General features: G+C 59.7%; 22 protein-coding genes and 4 pseudogenes. 14 read left to right on the forward strand and 12 right to left on the reverse strand.

What is annotated here, in order from left to right:
- Nucleotides 1–238: ATP-binding cassette domain-containing protein (locus EN846_RS03390; protein ID WP_135898713.1), on the reverse strand; the 238-nt coding region annotated here is incomplete at its 3' end.
- A gap of 223 nt (nucleotides 239–461) precedes the next feature.
- Between EN846_RS03390 and EN846_RS03395 the strand changes: the two genes are divergently transcribed.
- The 4 genes and pseudogenes from EN846_RS03395 to EN846_RS36495 form a co-directional block, all read left to right on the forward strand.
- The gene (locus EN846_RS03395; protein WP_245493425.1) at nucleotides 462–1,514 is read left to right on the forward strand and encodes a GSU2403 family nucleotidyltransferase fold protein; all 1,053 of its coding nucleotides are present in this window, start codon (nucleotides 462–464) and stop codon (nucleotides 1,512–1,514) included.
- A 204-nt stretch (nucleotides 1,515–1,718) separates the two neighbouring features.
- Nucleotides 1,719–1,884 (forward strand): annotated as a pseudogene (locus EN846_RS35735) (TrbC/VirB2 family protein); the annotation flags it as partial.
- A 42-nt stretch (nucleotides 1,885–1,926) separates the two neighbouring features.
- Nucleotides 1,927–2,165: pseudogene (locus tag EN846_RS34965) on the forward strand (hypothetical protein).
- A gap of 12 nt (nucleotides 2,166–2,177) precedes the next feature.
- Nucleotides 2,178–2,426, forward strand: a pseudogene (locus EN846_RS36495) (hypothetical protein); the annotation flags it as partial.
- A gap of 207 nt (nucleotides 2,427–2,633) precedes the next feature.
- On the opposite strand, the gene EN846_RS03410 reads toward EN846_RS36495, so the two are convergent.
- Entirely contained in the window at nucleotides 2,634–2,996 is a 363-nt protein-coding gene (locus EN846_RS03410; protein ID WP_127390862.1) for a low affinity iron permease family protein, read from the reverse strand.
- Nucleotides 2,997–3,136: 140 nt separating this feature from the next.
- Between EN846_RS03410 and EN846_RS03415 the strand changes: the two genes are divergently transcribed.
- The 3 genes from EN846_RS03415 (at nucleotide 3,137) to EN846_RS03425 (ending at nucleotide 4,015) form a co-directional block, all read left to right on the forward strand.
- Nucleotides 3,137–3,316: a hypothetical protein gene (locus tag EN846_RS03415; RefSeq protein ID WP_127390861.1), complete on the forward strand. Its 180-nt coding sequence runs from the start codon at nucleotides 3,137–3,139 to the stop codon at nucleotides 3,314–3,316.
- 74 nt (nucleotides 3,317–3,390) lie between these two features.
- Complete coding sequence (locus EN846_RS03420) at nucleotides 3,391–3,627, forward strand: DUF982 domain-containing protein (RefSeq protein WP_127390890.1); 237 nt, start codon at nucleotides 3,391–3,393, stop codon at nucleotides 3,625–3,627.
- A gap of 79 nt (nucleotides 3,628–3,706) precedes the next feature.
- The gene (locus EN846_RS03425; protein WP_127390860.1) at nucleotides 3,707–4,015 is read left to right on the forward strand and encodes a hypothetical protein; all 309 of its coding nucleotides are present in this window, start codon (nucleotides 3,707–3,709) and stop codon (nucleotides 4,013–4,015) included.
- A gap of 80 nt (nucleotides 4,016–4,095) precedes the next feature.
- Here EN846_RS03425 and EN846_RS35740 read toward each other — a convergent pair.
- Nucleotides 4,096–4,574 (reverse strand): annotated as a pseudogene (locus EN846_RS35740) (hypothetical protein); the annotation flags it as partial.
- A gap of 56 nt (nucleotides 4,575–4,630) precedes the next feature.
- On the opposite strand from EN846_RS35740, the gene EN846_RS03430 reads away from it, so the two are divergent.
- The gene (locus EN846_RS03430; protein ID WP_127390859.1) at nucleotides 4,631–4,822 is read left to right on the forward strand and encodes a hypothetical protein; all 192 of its coding nucleotides are present in this window, start codon (nucleotides 4,631–4,633) and stop codon (nucleotides 4,820–4,822) included.
- Nucleotides 4,823–6,080: 1,258 nt separating this feature from the next.
- Here EN846_RS03430 and EN846_RS34970 read toward each other — a convergent pair.
- The 4 genes from EN846_RS34970 to EN846_RS03450 all read right to left on the reverse strand — a co-directional run bounded on the left by EN846_RS34970 (nucleotide 6,081) and on the right by EN846_RS03450 (nucleotide 7,971).
- Nucleotides 6,081–6,239, reverse strand: a complete 159-nt coding sequence (locus tag EN846_RS34970) for a hypothetical protein (RefSeq protein WP_187331246.1) — start codon at nucleotides 6,237–6,239, stop codon at nucleotides 6,081–6,083.
- 157 nt (nucleotides 6,240–6,396) lie between these two features.
- Nucleotides 6,397–6,903, reverse strand: coding sequence for a ferritin-like domain-containing protein (locus EN846_RS03435; RefSeq protein WP_127308749.1), 507 nt, complete (start codon nucleotides 6,901–6,903; stop codon nucleotides 6,397–6,399).
- A gap of 59 nt (nucleotides 6,904–6,962) precedes the next feature.
- Nucleotides 6,963–7,166 carry a KGG domain-containing protein gene (locus tag EN846_RS03440; RefSeq protein ID WP_127393799.1) on the reverse strand — a complete coding sequence of 68 codons (204 nt, stop codon included), beginning with the start codon at nucleotides 7,164–7,166 and terminating at the stop codon, nucleotides 6,963–6,965.
- A gap of 604 nt (nucleotides 7,167–7,770) precedes the next feature.
- Nucleotides 7,771–7,971 (reverse strand): DUF982 domain-containing protein, encoded by a 201-nt coding sequence (locus EN846_RS03450; protein WP_127393800.1) that lies wholly within the window; start codon nucleotides 7,969–7,971, stop codon nucleotides 7,771–7,773.
- Between the two features lie 468 nt (nucleotides 7,972–8,439).
- Between EN846_RS03450 and EN846_RS03460 the strand changes: the two genes are divergently transcribed.
- The 3 genes from EN846_RS03460 (at nucleotide 8,440) to EN846_RS03475 (ending at nucleotide 11,797) form a co-directional block, all read left to right on the forward strand.
- Nucleotides 8,440–8,907, forward strand: a complete 468-nt coding sequence (locus tag EN846_RS03460) for a hypothetical protein (protein WP_127393801.1) — start codon at nucleotides 8,440–8,442, stop codon at nucleotides 8,905–8,907.
- Between the two features lie 149 nt (nucleotides 8,908–9,056).
- Nucleotides 9,057–9,881 (forward strand): Ku protein, encoded by an 825-nt coding sequence (locus EN846_RS03465; protein ID WP_127393802.1) that lies wholly within the window; start codon nucleotides 9,057–9,059, stop codon nucleotides 9,879–9,881.
- Between the two features lie 1,043 nt (nucleotides 9,882–10,924).
- A complete protein-coding gene (locus EN846_RS03475; RefSeq protein ID WP_127393269.1) occupies nucleotides 10,925–11,797 on the forward strand; it encodes a hypothetical protein in 873 nt (290 codons plus the stop codon).
- Nucleotides 11,798–11,820: 23 nt separating this feature from the next.
- Here the strand turns inward: EN846_RS03475 and EN846_RS03480 are convergent, their stop codons facing one another.
- The 3 genes from EN846_RS03480 to EN846_RS03490 all read right to left on the reverse strand — a co-directional run bounded on the left by EN846_RS03480 (nucleotide 11,821) and on the right by EN846_RS03490 (nucleotide 13,994).
- A complete protein-coding gene (locus EN846_RS03480) occupies nucleotides 11,821–12,114 on the reverse strand; it encodes a hypothetical protein (RefSeq protein WP_127393270.1) in 294 nt (97 codons plus the stop codon).
- A gap of 208 nt (nucleotides 12,115–12,322) precedes the next feature.
- A complete protein-coding gene (locus tag EN846_RS03485; RefSeq protein WP_245493404.1) occupies nucleotides 12,323–13,594 on the reverse strand; it encodes a phospholipase D-like domain-containing protein in 1,272 nt (423 codons plus the stop codon).
- 73 nt (nucleotides 13,595–13,667) lie between these two features.
- Entirely contained in the window at nucleotides 13,668–13,994 is a 327-nt protein-coding gene (locus EN846_RS03490; RefSeq protein WP_127393272.1) for a low affinity iron permease family protein, read from the reverse strand.
- A 513-nt stretch (nucleotides 13,995–14,507) separates the two neighbouring features.
- Between EN846_RS03490 and EN846_RS03495 the strand changes: the two genes are divergently transcribed.
- The 3 genes from EN846_RS03495 to EN846_RS03505 are packed head-to-tail and all read left to right on the forward strand — an operon-like array spanning nucleotide 14,508 to nucleotide 16,651.
- Nucleotides 14,508–15,563 (forward strand): glycosyltransferase family 2 protein, encoded by a 1,056-nt coding sequence (locus EN846_RS03495; protein WP_187331245.1) that lies wholly within the window; start codon nucleotides 14,508–14,510, stop codon nucleotides 15,561–15,563.
- Nucleotides 15,538–16,230: a class I SAM-dependent methyltransferase gene (locus EN846_RS03500; RefSeq protein WP_127393274.1), complete on the forward strand. Its 693-nt coding sequence runs from the start codon at nucleotides 15,538–15,540 to the stop codon at nucleotides 16,228–16,230. Before EN846_RS03495 ends, EN846_RS03500 begins: the two co-directional genes overlap by 26 nt.
- Nucleotides 16,223–16,651 (forward strand): GtrA family protein, encoded by a 429-nt coding sequence (locus EN846_RS03505; protein WP_127393275.1) that lies wholly within the window; start codon nucleotides 16,223–16,225, stop codon nucleotides 16,649–16,651. Before EN846_RS03500 ends, EN846_RS03505 begins: the two co-directional genes overlap by 8 nt.
- A gap of 17 nt (nucleotides 16,652–16,668) precedes the next feature.
- On the opposite strand, the gene EN846_RS03510 is transcribed toward EN846_RS03505, so the two are convergent.
- On the reverse strand, nucleotides 16,669–17,214 hold the full coding sequence (locus EN846_RS03510; protein WP_245493403.1) for a hypothetical protein: 546 nt from the start codon (nucleotides 17,212–17,214) through the stop codon (nucleotides 16,669–16,671).
- Nucleotides 17,215–17,278: 64 nt separating this feature from the next.
- Nucleotides 17,279–18,442 carry a hypothetical protein gene (locus tag EN846_RS03515; RefSeq protein ID WP_127391122.1) on the reverse strand — a complete coding sequence of 388 codons (1,164 nt, stop codon included), beginning with the start codon at nucleotides 18,440–18,442 and terminating at the stop codon, nucleotides 17,279–17,281.
- Nucleotides 18,443–18,663: the final 221 nt, after the last annotated feature.

Below are 18,663 nucleotides of genomic sequence, written 5' to 3' on the forward strand. Positions count from 1 at the left end.
CCATCGCAACGTTGCGCCTGCCCGGCGCAAGGTTCTCCGAGCGCACCCCGTCGATCGTCAGCGTGCCCACGTCAATGCTTTCGAGGCCGGCGATCATGCGCAGCAGCGTCGTCTTGCCGGAACCGGACGGACCGAGAAACACGACCAGTTCTCCCGGCTCGATGTCCAGGCTCACGTCACGGATCACTTCGACGGCGCCGAAGTGCTTTGATACGCCCGAAAGCGTGATTCCCGTCATGCTTGCGATCCTTCTTTCCTACATAATTTCGGATAAATACCCGATGTCAAGGAATGTTGGGCTTCGGCACAATGGGCGATCCGTGGTACGCCGAGACGCCCATCGCGCCAAACGCGATCGAGGCAACAACGGGCGGGCCGCCCGTGGCCGCGCGCGCAGATCCACCGGCGTCGGAACAACGGGCCGTCTGTTCAACGATTTGCACTTTCGTTGAACACGACGTATGTTCAACAAGCTAATTTTTGTTGAGCATCCCATGTTCGATCGCCACTCGCCCATTGCCCACTCAGCCTATCATGATCTACTTGCGTCCTTGCGCGATGAGGCGATCGCGGAAATCCGTGGAACGCCGACCCGCGTAGAGCGCGGGCGCCGAACCTACTGGTATGATTCCTATCGTGTCGGCTCCGACGTCAAAAAGACTTATATTGGGGAAGACAGCGAAGCACTACGCGCCCGAATGCAGCGCATCGGCGCGCTCCGAGAGGGCCGTGAAAATCGCAGGCGCAACCGTGCCCGGCTGGTCCGTCTGTTGCGCGCCGAAGGGTTTCTTGGGATCGATGCAGCTACAGGCAGCCTTCTGCACGCATTGGCCTCAGCCGGCGTATTTCGCCTTGGCGGAACCGTCGTTGGGACGCAGGCATTCCGGCTCTACGAGGGTGAACTTGGCGTTCGCTTCAGCTTCGACCAGACAGCTCAGACGAGCGATATCGACATTGCGAGCTTCGAGCGCCTTTCCATTGCGCTTGAAGATAACGTATCGAGGCCGCTCGATAATGTTCTGAGAGATTTCTCATTTGAACCGGCGCCAGCGCTGGACCCCGTCAAAGCCTGGCGCTGGAGGCAAACGCGTAACGAGACGCTAGTCGAATTTCTTACACCATCCTTTACCGAAGACGAGCCCTTGCGGCCATTGCCTGCTCTGGGTGTCCATGCCCAATCGCTGCATCACCTGAACTATCTGCTTGCGGAGCCAATCCTGGCCGCGGTCACATATCGCGACGGCGTTCTCATCCAGATACCTCGACCGGAACGCTTCGCGATCCACAAGCTCATAGTCGCGGACCGGCGACTTGATGGGCCAGACAGCCTCAAGGCGCTGAAGGACCGGCTACAGGCCGAATTTCTAATCACCGTTCTGGCCTTGGACAGGCCCGATGATCTGCAGGAAGCCCTTGAGGATGCTCTGTCACGAGGAAAGCGCTGGCGCGAACGGATCAAGAAGTCCATCAACAAGTCGCCATCGCTTCAGGCTAGGCTTGGTCCGCTCACCTAATCGACAGTTGCACGTTCGGGTTCTGAAGCGCCATCAACCGAATACGAGCACTTAGCCCGAGGAGGCCGTCAGCGCTTGGCGGACGATCCCGAGGCACGGGAGGGGACGGTGAGCCTGCCGCTGTCGACGAGCAGAGAGACACCCACGCGTCGATCAGGCGGCATCCGCGTGGTCCTACCGTTGCGCATTCGCGCAAGCGCCGGCCTGCACAACATCGTCGACCTGCCGACCGGCAACATCGCCAAGCTGCTGGCCACCATCGCGATGATAGTGATCTGCATTGCCTGGATGTTCGGCTACATGGATCTTAGAAGGGGAGGGTTCTCGATCATCGGCACCCGGCGCCACCGAACTCGTGAACATCATCGTCGAGCTGACGCCATGGCGAATTCGCGGGCTGCACCTGCCCGTGATGGTCCGCCGCGTGACCGTGGAAGCCATCTGCGTGAACATCATGCTCACCACCAGCGCCGGCTCCATCGCCCAAGCTCTCGTGGACGTGGGTTGCGCGCACTCGTCAAACACGACCACAACATGTTTCGCATTCTGCTGACCTGGGTGGAGACCTTGGCGGTCCCAGAACAGCACCTATTCGGGCGAACCAACCTTACACGCCTGAGACCCGACCGACGCTTCTTCGGTGGTCGGTAGCATGGCCGTTCGGGCATCATCAAGGTACTTCTGGGAAGCGTGACAGAAAGCGTTCTGCGTTCGGTCGCCGTCGATGTCTTTGCGGTACCGCCTATCCGAAATTGGTCAAGGTCTGCGTGGATGATAGTTTGTGTTCGTCTTGGGAGTCCGCGGTCGCCACGAAGGGGCGGGACGCCATCGTTGCCCTCACTGCGGTCCATGCGCTTCCTCCAAACGACCCACGCTGCGGGAAGACTGACGGCTGCCCATTCTGTCCGATGACCTCGCCGACTTCAGTCCGAACCAGTTGCATAGGATGAAGTCCGCTTGTCCAGTGCATGTGGCCACCGGCTACTCCGAGCTGATGCGCACGCCTGCAGCTCAATGTGCATCCCGAGATGAAATTCCAGCTCCTCCATAGTGCGGGTGCATGGCCCCACGGATAACGCGGAGAAGAACTGCGAGTCACCCGTCTTCGACACGCGCAGTCTACACATCTCGTGACCTTTCTTTCGCCCGGGCGCACGCTGCGCGAAACTCTTCGACCTCTTGCTCCGTCAGATGTTCGATGCCGATAAAGGCGTTCTTGCCCTGGCCGGAGCGGATCAACTCATCGAGCTTTGCCTGGATGGCGGCGCCATCGCGGTTCTGTGTGTTCTGAATCAGGAACACCATCAGAAAGGTGACGATGGTGGTTCCGGTGTTGATGACCAGTTGCCAGGTCTCGGAGTAGTGAAACACAGGGCCAGTTGCCGCCCAGGTCAAAACCGATCCCAAGCAAAGAGCGAACGCCCACGGCCTACCTGTTGCGTGAGCGACTGCTTCCGCCATTCGATTGAACCACTTTTCCATGACACAAACCTTGGATGATGATGCGCAACCAACGTTGGTTTAGGGCACCAGTTCCCACCGATCAGGATCGCGATTTCCGGCAACTTTTGCGCGCTTGCCGAGTTTGTTTCCTGAGGGTTTCTAGAAGGAAGAGCGTCACCATGGAAGCGACACAAATTCAGCCAGCCGCGGTAGGAGCCGGGGTGGAACGCAAGCGCTGCGCCGACATAGTCGACCTGCAGGCCTTACATTTTGAGCGAAAGAAAATCATCCCGGTAGCCAGGGCGCTGAAGGCGGTCGCGCAAGAAATTCGCGGGGTTGAATCTCCGCCCCCGATGTGAGCCCGCTGCGCCCCGGCAGGGCCGATAAGCGCGATGACCGGCTGGCAAGGCGGCGCTTCTATTCTCCGGTCTATGTGAGAGCCGCCCCGGCGGACAGGCCTTGTGAAGTCGGCCACGTCCAGGAAGCGGCCGAGCAACTCGTCAAATGGCCGAAGCGGGGCCCCGGATGGCACAAGGCAATGATCCTTTGCCTGTCAGCTCTGGAGGGCGATCCGATTGATCCGCAGGTCATACGCCAAGCCTTCGAAGCTGCGGCAAGGGAGGCTGGGATGTTGCTCACTTTCGACCCACGTAATGCCAGCCGAAATTAATTCGCTTTCCCCGGAACATCTCATCCATGAACCCTGTTTTCTCCTTGAGGTCCTTCGGCGATCTAGGGAGGATAAGCTGATGAACGTCGCCAACTTGCAACTTGAAGGCCTTCTTATGTCCCTAGCGTCAATCAACAATCTGCTGGTTCACAAGGGGGTTCTTTCGATCGACGAAATTGACCGGGCCTTACAACATGCCGAGGATTCGCTGTTGGACGACGCACGGCTTTACGAGGATATGTCCCCGTCAAATCGCGATGCTGTGTGTTTTCCGCTGAGATTGCTTCAGTTGGCTAACTTGGCTCAGTCGGAAACAGAGATTCCGCCATTCTCCGAACTTGCCAGAATGGTGGCCGAGCTCAAGCAGCCCTATAACGAAAAAGGCTAGCTCCACGACGTCGCCCCGTTCGTGCCGTACGGGGCAAAGCGCCTTCTGATTGCACATAGCATTGCCCCGCCGGCGCTTGGTCAGCGGGCAACTTCGCCTTCTCTATGACTGCCCCTTTCGTCACCGAGGTAGCTCCTGGCAAGCGGCCTAAGGCCGCGCAGCACGCTTTCGCATTCGACTTCATCCGGCCCGTATGCAGGCGCATCTGGTTGAATTCGCTCCATCCGCTGGCCTCATACTCCTGACGGCGTTCAGACACGTCAACCGAACCGTCCTGCCCGAGGATGCGCTCGGCTTCCGGAACGGAGTTCATCCTGACTTTGGCAGTCACAAGTGTTCCGCCGCGTCTGATGTCTTCGGCGCAGACGTGAGCATCCCGCTCTGGCACTCCGGATTCGGTGAGCGCGCCATGATCCCGCCGGCCGCTCCCCAACTGCGGCGCCGCTACCGCGCCGGCTGCTGTGGCGACGAGCCATCCAGCTGCAACTACAGGGGCCATCCCTGGGATGGTCATTATGCCAAGACCCGTCAAAAGAGCCCCGGCTCCCCCGATAGCCGCTCTGGATTATCAGGCAGCGTGTTTGCCGGCACCCAATGAACGCGATGGAGAGAAAAATGAAAATCCCCACGGGAACGGCGAATTGGATGCGTTCGGAGTCTCCTCGGCCGATATCAGTCTCTTACGCGGCAGACGACGACAACGCTGCACTCAAGACATTCGCCCAAGAAACGCTCCCCACGCTGAAAATGCAAAAGGAGATGATCGACATTCCGCGGCTGGGGCGGGACAACCCCGACGGCCGATAAAGACATCGAGCACCCCGTCGACAGCGTCTCCCGTGCCTGGTGCCAACAGCTTCACGGAGGACCATGCCAAAGCCCGGATCGAAAGCGCCGGGTATTCGAACGTGGCCGACCTAAAGATAACCAAGGTATCTGGCGCGGTCAGGCCACCGCCACGAACGGGCAATCCACAATCGTGGCTAACAACTCTGCCGATTGGGTGGCGAACCCTCTGACGTTGCAGACGATTCAGCAGGCGGTGCCGGCATATAGCTTTCAAACAGGCCGACAGCATTTGCTCCAGGTGAATGGAGTAAGGCAGGCGGCCAACAGGGCCACGTGCTCACGCTGCAGATTTCCCCGCGTGCACTACGATCCCGCCGCGGACGGCCCGAAAGTGAGAATAATCAAGAGGGCGACAAAAAGCATCGCGGCTATCATGGCACCCCACATCAGGATATTTCCGGTGCCGCGTTGCTCCGGGGCGCGAGACAGGTGTTTTGCCATTGGATGCGAACCTCAGTAAAATCATCTCTCAGCAACGTGCCTTCACAAGGGCTGGTTCCCGGCCGCTGCACCGCATCCCAAGTGGGGCTGAGGTCTTGTTCCGAAGATTCCGGGGCGCGGCCGGAACATTAGCGGCTTTGAATTAGTTAGGTCCTTGCGTCGGATGAGGCTGCTTGGAGTTCGGCGTAGGCTGGTGGGGCAAAAACATCAGCCGCGGCCCGCGTTATCGGTCCTCCGTAGCGCGGGCTTTTTCATGCCGCTGGAACAATGCGGCCACCTCTCAGTTTTCATGGTTGGCGGTGCATTCCAGATCACAACTCCGTGGCGCCGCCCGGAAAGCTAGCCGAATGGAGCCCGCCTCGGTCCCCTCCGGTGCGGGCTTCATCCAATATGACGCGGCCGGGGGCCGACTGAGATGGCGATTGACGGCCAAGACCCATTCAGAACTAGACCAACGAATGGAGCGAACGAGTAGGGCAGCGCGTGAAATCATCCAAATGGAAGCAGCCGCGCGCGCTGAGAGGGACTAAGAGGTTGAAGGATTTGCGCGAAGCAAACAAGCCACTGTGCGGCAGCCTGTGAGGAAAACCCAAAGACGGCCGACTAGCACCTAGGAGTCGAAATCCATGCGCCGGTGTCTGGGCTGCTCATGCCAGACAACCTGTCGCAAGTCGCGCCAGTCCACTGCTTGACCCCAGACGGGACATTTGTGGAAATGATCGCCGGCGCTCAGGTCGCGCGCCGGCAAACCGCCGCTCAAGATCAGAAAGCTTGGTCATTTTACGAAGTCGGGGGTCTGCCGTCGTTCGTCCCATTCGCGAACGCTTTCATCATCGTCGCTCCCCCGGATCTCTTCAGCAACTGACGACAGAGCCCGTGAAACATTGAACAGGTTTAGCCGTTCAAAGGCGCGCGCTCGTTGCTGCAGGATCATTATACATCGTCGACGTTCAGAGACGGCTTCGGTCACCGATGCGACTGGTACCATCGCATCGGCTGGTTGTTCTACATGGAAGTTGGATTGCATCGGTATAGTCATCGTAGCACCATGCGGCTCCGGACAAGCACCGGAGCCGCTTGTTGAGAGCTGATCAGGCCGCTTGCAGGGCGCGCTCGTTGGCGTCGCTCTCGCCCAAAGCGCTGAGCGCTTCGTCGGTCGCCGTCTCTTCTTTGAGGGTTTCGCGCAACAGCGGGATGGCATCCTTCATGCCGAGTTGCTCCGCCCAGGCGATGAGGGTCCCGTAGCGGGCAATCTCATAGTGCTCGACCGCCTGTGCGGCGCCTACAAGGCCCGCATCGAGGGCAGGCGCCCCCTTATACTCTTCGAGCACCTCCGAGCCCTCTTCGAGAATGCCGTCGATGGCGGGGCACGTCTTGCCTCTGGCAGGTTTGCCAAGTTGCTCGAAAACCTGTTCGAGCCGTTCTACCTGGCGTTCTGTTTCCATCCGGTGTTTCTCGAAGGCAGCACTCACCTGCTCGGATTCCGCTGCCTTTGCGAGCTTCGGCAATGTCTTCAGAATCTTTTTTTCCGCGTAGTAGAGATCCTTCAGGCCCTCCACGAACAGCGTTTCCAATCCCTTTTCCGATTTCATCGGCATCGCGCTTTCTCCTTCTGAATGACTAAGAAAAGCGGCGCCTCAGAGCGCCGCTTCCTCTATCAGGACTGACCACCTTTGCGACCGGCTTCCGAAGCCTTCTCGCGGTCGTCAGCAAAGTTGCCGCCGCCGCGCTGTTGGCCGCCGCGTTGCTTGTCGTCGGCCTGCTGCTGACCGCTGCCGCGACGCTGATCCTGATCGTCGGCGGATTTCCGGCTCTGTCCTGTCTTCTCATGCTGTTTGCGACTTCCGCCTTGATTGGCCATGTCATTCTCCTGTCTTGGTAAGATTTTCCTAACCATACTCAACTGCGGCCATCGCGCTCTGTTCCGGCGGAAATATTTCGTGATTGGTATCGAAATGATTGACCTACGACAGCCCGGCCACTTATTGGGTTGGTCCCGCACTTAAAGGCGACCGGATCACCGGCTCGAGGTCATGTGGGAAGTCTGGAGCATCGACCGGTATGGCATCGGCTTGGCTTCTTTTCCGATTGGTCAGCGCTGGGAGCAGATCCGCCACCTCTTCCCAGATAACTCTGATAAGCTCACTCATCACTGGACCTACACAACTGCGGATGAACGCGTTGCCTAAGGGCCCGGTTCCGGTTTCAGCATTCGCCCCCTAATGGCCGAGCGCAGCACCGGGCGCTATGTCGGGAGCGGCTTCATCGCCTTGAAAAAGGGCGCGAACGGAAAGGCTGGGGCAGCGCGTCAAGGAGCACGACCCCGCCCAAGGGTACGAAGCGGCGGCGACGCAGCTGATCGGCCGTATGAAGCTTTGCGCGGCGAGGAAGACCTGCGGCATGCCTCACTGCGGGATTTTCGCGAGGAGGTTGGGAATGAGGCGGCGTGGGCCGTCTCTGCCTCATTAAAGATGGGCAAAGGCAACGAAAATGCCTCTCGCCGGTTCAGAATCGACATCTCCCACCAACGCGGCCTTGCAAGCGCGAACAGCCGCTTTCTGTTCCGGGCTGTTGCCGCACGAATCGCTGGCGACCGTGTTGAGTTGACGGGGAAAGCCCAGTACGACCCAAACGCGGGCCGACTTTTCGAAGGGTTTGGACAGCATGGGTGACCTCCCGGCAGCCTAGGCGAGCGCTCCGCCGCCGCAGCCGTGATTGCCGCTGACCATCCAAGGCAAGGCGGTGGTCACTTCCTCATGGATTCTAGCCGGCTTAGGCGAGCGCGGGGCCACCCTCCTCAAAGGCATACCTTGCGACGTGGCCAGACAACGCGCAGTGTAACGGGCTCCGGCAACCCTCAATGCTGGTGTATGGCCCGGCCTGCCCGAATCCTGTGTCACAAGATGAAAAGCAGACCGGGCTATCGCTCAACCCTGAGAGATCCCGAACCGTCTTCAACAGCGTCTCATGAAGCGCGTGCGTCGATCGGCAATGATCGCATTGCGGCGATATCAGCGGATCGACGATGCTCTTATGTGCAAGCCCTCCGCGGCGCGCAAAATTGGCAGTTCTTTTTCTTTGTCGGCGGCCTTGTTCAGTCTGGATGCTATCTGAGGAAGCGCTAAATCACGCCAATGACACGTTTTCTGCTGAGCCTCGTATCGATCCTATTTTTCAGCACGCTTCTTCAGGCGCAAGCGTGGCAGCCTTTCGGCGTCAGGCAGTTTGGATTCACATTCGATGTCCCGCCGGGCTTTGTCTTGACCCAACGTTCGGACCAGGGCGCGGCTTTTCGGGGCGCAAACGAAGCCTTCCTCGCCGTGTGGGGTGCGAGGCTCGGCAAGGCCAGTTTTCGGGCCGAGATCAAGCATCGCATGGTCGAGGACGAAAAGGCCGGCTGGAAGCTGACGTATCGACGCGTCACGCCCCGATGGGCCAGTTACTCGGGCATCAACAATGGCCAAATCCGATATGTCCGTGCCATTGCCGTCTGCGATGACCGTGCCGCGCTCTTCACCATCAACTACAGCAAATCCGAAAAAGTCCCCTACGATCCGGTTGTGGTCCGCATGGTGCGATCCCTGAAGGCAGAAGGCTGCTGAGCTGAGTCCGCTGATGAATTGTCGGCACACGGGTTCATCTCCGCGTTTCGCTCGATGTCCTCGCGAGACTGCCAAGTCGAACCTGCCGTTTGGAACATCTCCAGCTCCTGAGTATTTCGGTAGAACTCCAGAAAAGCGAGGCAACGACCATGACGGCGCCGCGGGCAGTTTGGAAAGGCTTCCTGAAAGTTGGTTCGGTCTCCTGTGGCGTGAAGCTGGTCGGCGCGACCAGTGAAGCCTCGAAAATCCATTTCAAGATTCTGAACAGGAAGGACGGTCTTCCGGTAAAGAGCGCCTACGTCGATGAGGAGACCGGCGACATCGTCGAGGCAGAAGACCAGACGAAGGGATACGAGGTCGAAAAGGGGGAATTCATCGAAGTTCCGCCCGACGACATCAAAAAGCTCAAGCTGACGTCCGCCCACACCCTGGAGGTCGAGGAATTCGTCGCTCTCGACGACATCGACACGCGTTATTTGGAAAAACCTTACTACGTCATCCCTGCCGATGGCGCGGCTGTCGAAGCGTTTTCGGTGCTGCGAGAGGCCATGGCAAAAAAGCGCGTAGCGGCCAGATCCTGTGTGGTGCTTTACCAGCGCGGGCGGGAAGTGGTGATTCAACCCTTCGGCAAAGGCATGCTGCTCACCGAGCTGCGCACCCATGACGAAATGATCCCGGAAAAGACCGTCTTCGACGATCTGAAGAGTCCTAAGTATGATCAGGACCTGCTCGAGATCGCCGGCCTGCTGATCGACAAGAAGGTGACCAAATTCGATCCATCGAAATTCGAGGACACCTACGAGGATGCGCTCGTTGCAATGATCGACGCAAAGCGCAAGGGCAAGAAGCCGCCGAAACCGGCACCAAGGCCTAAAGAGAACATCGTCGACCTCGCGTCGGTGCTGCGCAAGAGCCTTGCCAAGGAAGGCATCAAAGAAGGCTCCAAGGCAAAGGCAACTCGTAAGTCGGCATGAGGGAACTTGCCGCTGATCAGTGGGTTGATCCTCATGATCTTCAGGAGCAATGAGCTATGACAGGCGATGAAAACCGTCGCGAGACGGGTGCCAGGAAATATCCGGCGTCGAAAGACGCCGATCCATCGGATGATTTCGAGCAAGAGGCGGCGGGCAACAAAAAGCCGCCGGGCGGGATCGGCCTAACGAGGCCAACCGGTCAAGGGGACAGCTCCCATCGGTCCGCCGGCCAGAATCCAGGGAAACAGGCGACTCCGAGCCCAGCAACAGAAAAGACATCTGGAGCCGGCCCTGCGATCTCGGAACATTCGAAAGACGCAAAGGCGCCCAAGACAGGTCGCCAACCAGGCGCTTACGTCAAAGAGTGAGCCTGAACGTCAGCGGCGAGGCGACGAAATCCGTTTGGATGCTTGACACTTTTGGCGTGCCAGATCGCGCCGTAGCGCGCCCTTCTGATCGCATCGACAGGAAACTTGACGTCTGCTGTCTTCAACTCCTGAAGGCAAAGGACGTCATACTTGGTTTGACCCAGTCACTCCAGAAGAACGGTAGCCGGCCGTTGACGCCATTCAGATGAACGTTGCGATGCGCGTCATTCGAACTCTACCATCTGGGACCATGAGACTGTCATCTCGAGAACGGGAAGCTCATTTTTCGTCCTTGTAGGATTTGGCGGCTTCATCGATCTTGCGCCAATCGTGTCCATACCGACGCACAAGTTCTCGCGCCTGGGCTGGCGACACATTCTGGGTTTCCACAATATGTTTCACCTCTGCTCCCTCACCTTTCAGCGGCCGAGAACGAGGTCTTCTCGGCCGCATGGGGGGTGTCCCTGTTTCATCGCGTCTCGGCATGGTCTCACCTTTCCGAGTTAACCGCCGAATGTGGGGAAGGTTTCACCGCGCAGAGTGCTTGCATACGTAGGGCTACACTTGTCCTCCTGCCGCAGGATCGTTTGAAGTTTGTGAACCTGCTGGCTCGGCCGGCGTTCAATGCATTGAACCGTGATCCCGCAGGGAGCGGAAAAATCGGACGCTGGTCCCATGCCACAAAAGCCGCATACTCCCGGTGCCGAAGCGCGCTTTCCCTTCGACAGGATGGCCGTCGAACGGTTCCGACAGGCTTTTCCGCGAGCGAGGTGGAGCGACGAGCGCAAGAGTTGGTTCGTTCCTGGAAAGACGGCCGCCGGGCGGATCGACCGTTGGCTGGAAAAAGAGGCAGCAATGCTGGCGGTTCACGGCGACAGCAAGGGACGCGACGCCTTCGCCTTTGATCCAATATCAAGCGCATACCTGGAGGTGTCCGACGACCTCCGTATTCGAACCCCGTATTCGAAGACGGTTATCGAGGAACTGCGAACAGTACCCTGGGCCAGTTGGGACGAGGAATTGCGGGCCTGGCGAGTGCCGTTCCGTTCTTTTGAAGAGCTACGACGCCGTTGGCCCAGCATCGAAAAGGCCGCCCAACAGGCGGAACCGGAAGAAAGGAAACGACGACGAGAGACTGCCAAAAGCTCTGATGCTTACAAGGCCGCTCAACTGCGGAACGCCGAACGCCGCCGTCATCGCTATCCACTTCCAACTGAACACTTACCGCCCGTTGGCAAGCCGGTTGCGACAGAAGAATATGGCATTGTCATTTTCGACGAAGTGTCCGGTGAACTCGTCGAGGCGGAAGATTTGACCGCCTCCTATCCAAACGCGGCGTGCGCAAACGCGAGCTACATCTGGGGCAGGTGGCGTTCGGCCACGCTGTCCGAACTGATCGCCACATGGCCAGCTCGCAGTGCGCCAAAAGCGGACAAACGTTCGAGGGGTTGGTGGCAACCGACACTTCCCGAACTGAGAGTTGCTCGTCGAAACGCCCGCAGCATGGAACGCAGAAAACAGACTCGCGACCTCAGCAAGGGTTGCTGACTGGGGAGGTGCTTCGAGACTGCTCAACCAGAACGCATGACACCGGGCTCTTCGATAGGTGCCTTGCTGCTGGAGGAGCGCGGTCCAGAAGTGTCACGCACTAGATCGGAGAAATTGACGGTCGCCACCAGATAGCCTGCCGCATCGTAAACCTTGATGATCGAGCCCGATTGGGCAGCGCCGGCGGGGTCCTCGGCGACGAGTGCGGCGTGAGCCATTTCCAGCGCTCTCGGGCTGGCCAAATCGGCGCTGGAGAGCTTTTCCTCGACTATCCTGGTCTTGCCGAATTGGACCGTCTCAAAGCGGAAAGTGGGCATGGGAAATCTCCTGTCCCCATGCAATGCTCAGGACGGCGTAGCGTTCCAGCAAAGGCGATCCGCCTCCACCAAACCGGCGGGTAGAGCGCGAACAATCGCGCACGCGCCTGCAAAGGGGGCGCCGCTGTGCCGATGTTGGTCGAGAAGGCGCCGACGAGTTTCCCATCCGGCCATGTTTATATGCGCAGGGGCAGGATCACAACGTCCCTCAAAGTTGAGAGCGTAGCCGACTGGCAAACCAGTCCGTGATCTTTTCGGACAGGGGACGCGCTTCCCATTCGTCCAAACTGACTTGCCTTGATCGCTGAAGATCCTGGTTGAACAAGTCGATCTGCGTCGTTGCGAAATCCTTTCCGTAGACGTTCAGCGTGGCTTCGTCATTTAGCCGCAAAGAGCGCTCGTCCAAATTGGCAGAACCAAAGCTTGCCCAGACGTCGTCAACGATCAAGAGCTTGGGATGATACATGGTAGGCTGAAACTCGAAGATCCGCACACCTGCTCGGAGCAAGTCGCCCCAGAAGTAGCGCGAGCTCTTTCGAGCCAGCGGCACATCCGTCAGCGAACTGGGCACAATAACGTCTACCGATACCCCGCGCCTCCTGGCATCCAAAATCTGCTGGAGGGCGATGTCGTCCGGCACGAAATAGGCCATTCCGATGCGCAAGTGATCTTTGGCGGCAGCAATGGCCGCCAACATCATCACTTGCATGTTCTCTGAGCCATTGGGCTGCGAAGACAGTATCAACTGAGCGCTCAGCGCACCTGCGGGTTGCGGTGGAAGGTAGAATTTCTCACCCTGCAGGGTCTCTCCGGTTGTTTCCAGCCAATTTTCAGCGAACGCCGCTTGAAAAGCAGAGACCACTGATCCTTCTACCCGGTAGTGCGTATCACGCCATTCATTGGGGTTGCGGGCGTTGCCAAGCCAGTTATCTGCAATGCCGACGCCGCCGGTAAATGCGACGCGCCCATCGACAATGAGCAATTTGCGATGCGTCCGATTGTTTACCCGGTCCAACGTATACCAATAGACGGGCCGATAGCGTTCGAACGCAACGCCGGCTCTTGTCATGATTCGGATCAGGTCTTCATCGAATGGAAGGCTTCCGACCCAGTCAACCAGCACACGGACTTCAACTCCATCTCTGGCTTTAGCGGCCAAAGCTGTCGCGAACTTGTAGCCGACGGCACCCGACCAGTAGATATAGGTCTCCATATCAATGGTGGACCTGGCCGCGCCGATCGCCTGCAACATTGAAGGAAAGATCTCATCTCCGTTGACCAAGGTTTGCACTGCGTTCGAATTGGAAAGCTGCCCTTGCGAATACCCGCTCATGCTCGTGGGAAACTGGGGGTCTGAGGCGTCGAAACGGTGAGGCACGATGGCTCGCAAGACGCGAGGTTCAGGGATCAGGTTTATGACAAGCAACGTGATCAAAACAGCGATCAACGCAACGGCCACATAGCTCAGAAACTTGAGCAAGCGTGCGAACCTTCCGTCGGACCCGATCGCTTTCCCTCCTGCCAGAAACGCCACGAGACCGGAAGGCCGCACGTCAATCTCCCTGCTGTTTGCGAACGCGATGTTTTTCGATTTCCTCAAGTTCCTGATCGTCAATCCGGGTGATGTTTGAAGCCGAGCTATTTGATCGCAACATCTCATCCAGCTTGGCGTGGATTGCCTGAGTGTCGCGATGCTCTGCTCGCTGGATGAACAGCGTCATGGCCCAGGTGAAGAGAGTAGCCGCCCCATGCCAATTCAAACTTTGCCGATCGAATACCATCCAAAGAATGGAATAAACCAACAACACCAGGAAGGCGGCAGGACGAGAGGTTAAGGTGCCGATCGAGGTGAGCACGCTCGTGATTGGGTGATTGGCCATCACCAAGAACTTTCGACTGTGACGCAAGTTCCCGCGCGACCTGAAGGTCGGGGGGCAAGCCACCCCCGGTGGATGCCCCTTGCGTTGATCTGGCGCGCCGATCCGCGATCGCTCTGCAATCCGGGCAGCTCTGCTCGAAGGTTTCGAATGGATGCGCTACGAAGCGGCCTCGGACCAGACCCCTCTACCGCACGTACTCATGGTGGCGCCTGCCGAGCACGGGTCTTCGATCTTCACCGCAAAGCTCGACATGCGCGAGACGCGACCCTGCGCAACTCGTGACCGAAATGGCGTAGCGCCTCATGCGCGCCGCCTTGGTCGAGGGTTCCGATCCGCGAGATAGATGAAGTAATAGGCAGTGTTACGAGGCGATTATTATTAGAGCGCCGCAGGCGCAGGCTGGCCGGTTGCATCATTGGCTGATCCCAGAAGGCTGGCAAATTAGCGATTTCTGATGTTCCTTGGGAACTTTGTGGCGGGTGTTCCATTTTCAACCGCATGCGAGACGCTGTGATGCACGGCATTCGGACGCGCGCAAACGCGCAGTCCCCGCGCTACTCATTGGTGCTGCCGATCTACAATGAGGAGGAGGTGCTGCCCCGGCTGGTCGAGCGAATAAGCCTGCTGGTGGGTCAGCTGGACGCAGAGGCGGAGGTCATCTTCGTCGACGATGGAAGCCACGACGGAAGCGTGAAATACCTTCGGCGCATGGTCGCTGCCGAGCCGAGGTTCCGGCTGATCGAGCTTTCCCGCAACTTCGGACACCAGATCGCCATCACGGCCGGCATGGAGGCGGCGGCGGGCGAGGCCATCATCGTCATGGATGCCGACCTGCAGGATCCGCCGGAGGTCGTGCTCGACCTCGTGGCGAAGTGGAAGGAAGGCTTCGAGATCGTCTATGCAAGGCGCACCAGGCGCGAGGGCGAATCCTGGTTCAAGCGTATGTCCGCGAGCCTCTTCTACCGCGTATTGGAGAAGATGACGCCGGTCGAGATTCCCCGCGATGTCGGCGACTTCCGCCTGGTCGGCCGCAAGGCGCTGGAGACCTTCAGGCGCATGCCCGAGCACGACCGCTTCGTCAGAGGCATGTTCGGTTGGATGGGATTCAAGCAGGCGGCTGTGTCGTTCGAGCGACCGGCGCGCACGCTGGGCGAGACCAAATACCCGTTCTGGAAGATGGTGCATCTTGCGGTCCACGGCATCATCAGCTTCTCGGAAAAACCGCTGCGTCTGGCGCTTTGGGCGGGATTGGTCGTTTCCGCCCTTGCCGTCCTTTTCGGCGCTTACGCCATCTTTGCGTGGCTCTTTGAAGCGGGCGTCCTCGCCGGCTGGACGTCGACCGTGGTCGTCGTGTCGCTGCTCTGCGGCATCAACCTTTTCATGACCGGCGTTGTCGGGCTTTATGTCGGCAGCATCCACGCCGAGGTCAAACGCCGTCCCCTCTACGTGGTCGACAGGCTGAACGGCTTCGGCCGCTCGGTGCGCGTCGCTTCCGGTGACCGGCGCACCTCGTTTCGCAAGGCAGAGAACGGGGTTGCGGCCGATGTCCGAACACTTCGACAGCTATAACACCAGTTACCGCGATGTGGTCGAAGGCTCGATTCGGTTCTCAGGGCTTCAGCATGATTTCTTCCTCGCAGCCAAGGCCGACCTTTTGCGGCGCCTGGTCGTCGAGCGGTACCTTCGCGCGGGCAGGGCGGAGGTGCGTGCGCTCGACGTGGGTTGTGGCATCGGCGCGCTCCATCCCTATCTCGAAGGCGCCTTCGATCGCCTCGAGGGTTGCGATGTTTCGCGGGATTCACTGGCGCGCGCCGCGCGCGACAATCCGCATGTCGGCTACAGCGCCTGCGCCCACGGTAGCCTGCCTTATGAGAGCGGCGCCTTCGACCTGGCCTTCGCCAGCTGTGTCGTCCATCATGTGCCGCCCACATCCTGGCTCAATTTTTTCCGCGAGATGAGGCGTGTCCTGCGGCGGGGCGGCGTTGCCTGCATCATCGAGCACAATCCCTACAATCCGCTCACGCGCATGGCGGTGCTCCGCTGCCCGTTCGACAAGGACGCCGTCCTGCTTGGCACCCGCAAGGTGGCATCGCTGTTTCGAGAAGCAGACTTCAGAAATATCCGGTCCGAGCATTTCCTGTTGCTGCCTTCAGCAAGACCCTTTGCCAGGAAAGTCGAGCGCGCGCTCGCCGCCCTGCCGCTCGGAGCACAGTACGCGTGTGTCGCTTATGCCTGAGCACCGCTTCACCGCTGGCGTGAAATTCCTGGCGCGCTTCGGATCGGTCGGCATCGCCGCGACAATTCTCTACGCTGTCCTGGCCGCGGTCTTCGCCCGGGCGGACCTCGGCTTCACGCCGGTGCAGGCCTCGCTCGCCGCTTATGGAGCAGCGGCACTGTTTTCCTATTTGGCGCACAAGTCCTTCAGCTTCATGTCGGCCGGATCGCATCGCTCGGAAGCCCCACGTTTCCTGCTGCTGACGGCGACCGGCCTCGGCGTCGCCTATGCTGCGCCCAAGCTCTTCACGGTGATGCTCGGCCTGCCGCTTTTCGTCCCCATACTGCTGACCTGCCTGATCATCCCGGCGCTCAATCTTATCGTGCTCGACCGCTGGGTCTTTGCCGGGCGGGGAGCCGACCGAAGGGGCGAACCGTCCTAGGTGAATGTCGCTTGCGCCTAGAGCGCATCCAGCCGAAACGAGATCAGCTTGATGGACCGGTTGTATATGTTGCTTGCTGCCGGGCTCTGCGCGATGCCGTCGGGATAGTCGAAGAACAATTCCAGCCTGCCGGTGTCGGCCAGGGCTGCCTGGGGAATGAAGAAAGCCACCGTCATCGGTGCCGCGCCCGAAACTGTCGCCTGATGCAGCCTTACGCCATTTGCCGATATGACGATCCTCTGTGTGAGTTGGGGAGGGCGGATGACGGCGGCCACCTGCAGCGTGGCCAGAAGGCCGCCACGGACGGGCGGCAGCGCCAGGCGAAGGCGCGAGGACTCGCCCAGCGAATGGGTGCCGTCCGCCACCGGACCCGACCAGCCGCAAACCCTCATAGCCGCGGTCTGTCTGGCGCCATCGGACCGAAACGATATTGTCCTGCCTGGCGTGTAGCTGCCGATCGCGTCGCGGTTGAGGCACGTCGTCGTGCGGTCGATGTAATAGGCGCGGTAGTCGCCGTTGACGTCGGGATTGAGGGCAAGCGTGAGGATGGCGAGCTCGGACAAGGCAAGGGCGGCCGCCAGACCGTAACCGCCAAGTGATACAGCGGACCTAGGGGATCGCAGCGCTTCAGACCAAGGCAAGATAGCCTCCGATCCACGCCACCGTCATGAAGTAGCAGGCGGCGAGGAACAGCGCCAAGGCCGCGACGAAGGTCAGCTTCGACGCTGACAGCAAGACGGCTACCAGTATCGCCAGCGGCGCGAGCCCGACGACGTATCTGACCATCGAGGCAAGGTTCGTGGTCAACGGCAAGATGATGCTGACGGCGCAGAAAAGGGCCGCGCCATATTGCCTGCGAGCCCCGAGCACCAAGCAGAGCGCCAGGCCGGCAATTGCCGTCATTGCGCTCCATTGCGGCGCCGTGGGCAGCCAGCCGGCATTCGGGTGGTAGGACAGGCCGTCCCACAGGAACAGCAGCGGATTGCCCGCCACGCGCCCGAAAGCGCGCTGGATGTGGAGGAAGGCAAAGCCGTCCCCGACCGTGAGATGGAGAAAGAGCATGTAGGCGAACAAACCGGCGGGCGAGATGAAGATGGCGACCAGAAGGTCCGGCCGGCCGAGCAGCCAGCGAGGAAAGGCGACGATCGAACCGCCCTTCGCGCGATATTCCTCGTACATGTGGATGACGGTGGCGAACACGGCTAGCACGCCAACGAGCCGCGTTGCCGACAGAAGCGCCGAGGCCACCCCGGCGGCGAGATAGTTGGAGCGCTTGAGCGCTAGGAAGACGCACGAGGTAAGCAGCACGAAGAGCGGCTCGCTGAGGAAAGTGGTGAAATGGAACGAGAACGGGCCACTGAGCAGGAAGGCGCAATAGAGCACGTAGGCGCGCATGTTCTTCCCCACGAGCGGCCATGCCACGAGGCAGGCTGCGTAGCTCAACGCCAGCGACGTGATCGTCGCGATCAGGATCGTGGGGAAGGGCAGGACGGATCGGATCGCCGCCACTAGAAGCGGATAGAGCGGGAAGAAGCCCCAGCGCCCGACATTGCTTGCGTTCGGAATTGGGAAGCGCTCATAGCCCTTTTCGGAGATGTCGACATACCAGGCGCAGTCCCACCTGCAGAGCGCCTGAGCATAGGCCGCAAAACCCGTATCCGACGATACCGAGGCAAAAGCCGCATAGCGAATGGCAAGGCCGCTCAGCGCGAAGAGCAGCGGCACCGCCACCACAGTGACTATCATGATGCGAATGCCGATATTCGCACGCGCCGCACCTTCAAGCGCCACGTATGTCTCCACCGTCCGCCTCGGCCCGGCAGCCGCGTATTCGGTAAAAGCGACTGCGGGAATTTTGGTTCCGCGGCAGCAGCCGGCTCGGCGATGAGCCCGCTCGACGCCTGAGCGCCCATTCGCCCCAACGCGTCGGACTGCGGCTGGGCTCGCGCTGCCCTTCGGAACATTCGTCGCGTCTTGAAGTTCCAACCGGAGCACCCCCCGCGATAGAGCAT

The sequence above is a fragment of the Mesorhizobium sp. M4B.F.Ca.ET.203.01.1.1 genome (assembly GCF_004791025.1).
Lineage (GTDB): Bacteria > Pseudomonadota > Alphaproteobacteria > Rhizobiales > Rhizobiaceae > Mesorhizobium > Mesorhizobium abyssinicae.

What these genes read in the sequence shown, in the direction of transcription:
- EN846_RS03395 (WP_245493425.1), top strand. Translation starts at nt 462, where the DNA reads ATGTTCAACAAGCTAATTTTTGTTGAGCATCCCATGTTCGATCGCCAC.
- EN846_RS03410 (WP_127390862.1), bottom strand. Translation starts at nt 2,996, where the DNA reads ATGGAAAAGTGGTTCAATCGAATGGCGGAAGCAGTCGCTCACGCAACA.
- EN846_RS03415 (WP_127390861.1), top strand. Translation starts at nt 3,137, where the DNA reads ATGGAAGCGACACAAATTCAGCCAGCCGCGGTAGGAGCCGGGGTGGAA.
- EN846_RS03425 (WP_127390860.1), top strand. Translation starts at nt 3,707, where the DNA reads ATGAACGTCGCCAACTTGCAACTTGAAGGCCTTCTTATGTCCCTAGCG.
- EN846_RS03430 (WP_127390859.1), top strand. Translation starts at nt 4,631, where the DNA reads ATGAAAATCCCCACGGGAACGGCGAATTGGATGCGTTCGGAGTCTCCT.
- EN846_RS34970 (WP_187331246.1), bottom strand. Translation starts at nt 6,239, where the DNA reads ATGATCCTGCAGCAACGAGCGCGCGCCTTTGAACGGCTAAACCTGTTC.
- EN846_RS03435 (WP_127308749.1), bottom strand. Translation starts at nt 6,903, where the DNA reads ATGCCGATGAAATCGGAAAAGGGATTGGAAACGCTGTTCGTGGAGGGC.
- EN846_RS03440 (WP_127393799.1), bottom strand. Translation starts at nt 7,166, where the DNA reads ATGGCCAATCAAGGCGGAAGTCGCAAACAGCATGAGAAGACAGGACAG.
- EN846_RS03450 (WP_127393800.1), bottom strand. Translation starts at nt 7,971, where the DNA reads ATGCTGTCCAAACCCTTCGAAAAGTCGGCCCGCGTTTGGGTCGTACTG.
- EN846_RS03460 (WP_127393801.1), top strand. Translation starts at nt 8,440, where the DNA reads ATGACACGTTTTCTGCTGAGCCTCGTATCGATCCTATTTTTCAGCACG.
- EN846_RS03465 (WP_127393802.1), top strand. Translation starts at nt 9,057, where the DNA reads ATGACGGCGCCGCGGGCAGTTTGGAAAGGCTTCCTGAAAGTTGGTTCG.
- EN846_RS03475 (WP_127393269.1), top strand. Translation starts at nt 10,925, where the DNA reads ATGCCACAAAAGCCGCATACTCCCGGTGCCGAAGCGCGCTTTCCCTTC.
- EN846_RS03480 (WP_127393270.1), bottom strand. Translation starts at nt 12,114, where the DNA reads ATGCCCACTTTCCGCTTTGAGACGGTCCAATTCGGCAAGACCAGGATA.
- EN846_RS03490 (WP_127393272.1), bottom strand. Translation starts at nt 13,994, where the DNA reads ATGGCCAATCACCCAATCACGAGCGTGCTCACCTCGATCGGCACCTTA.
- EN846_RS03495 (WP_187331245.1), top strand. Translation starts at nt 14,508, where the DNA reads ATGCACGGCATTCGGACGCGCGCAAACGCGCAGTCCCCGCGCTACTCA.
- EN846_RS03500 (WP_127393274.1), top strand. Translation starts at nt 15,538, where the DNA reads ATGTCCGAACACTTCGACAGCTATAACACCAGTTACCGCGATGTGGTC.
- EN846_RS03505 (WP_127393275.1), top strand. Translation starts at nt 16,223, where the DNA reads ATGCCTGAGCACCGCTTCACCGCTGGCGTGAAATTCCTGGCGCGCTTC.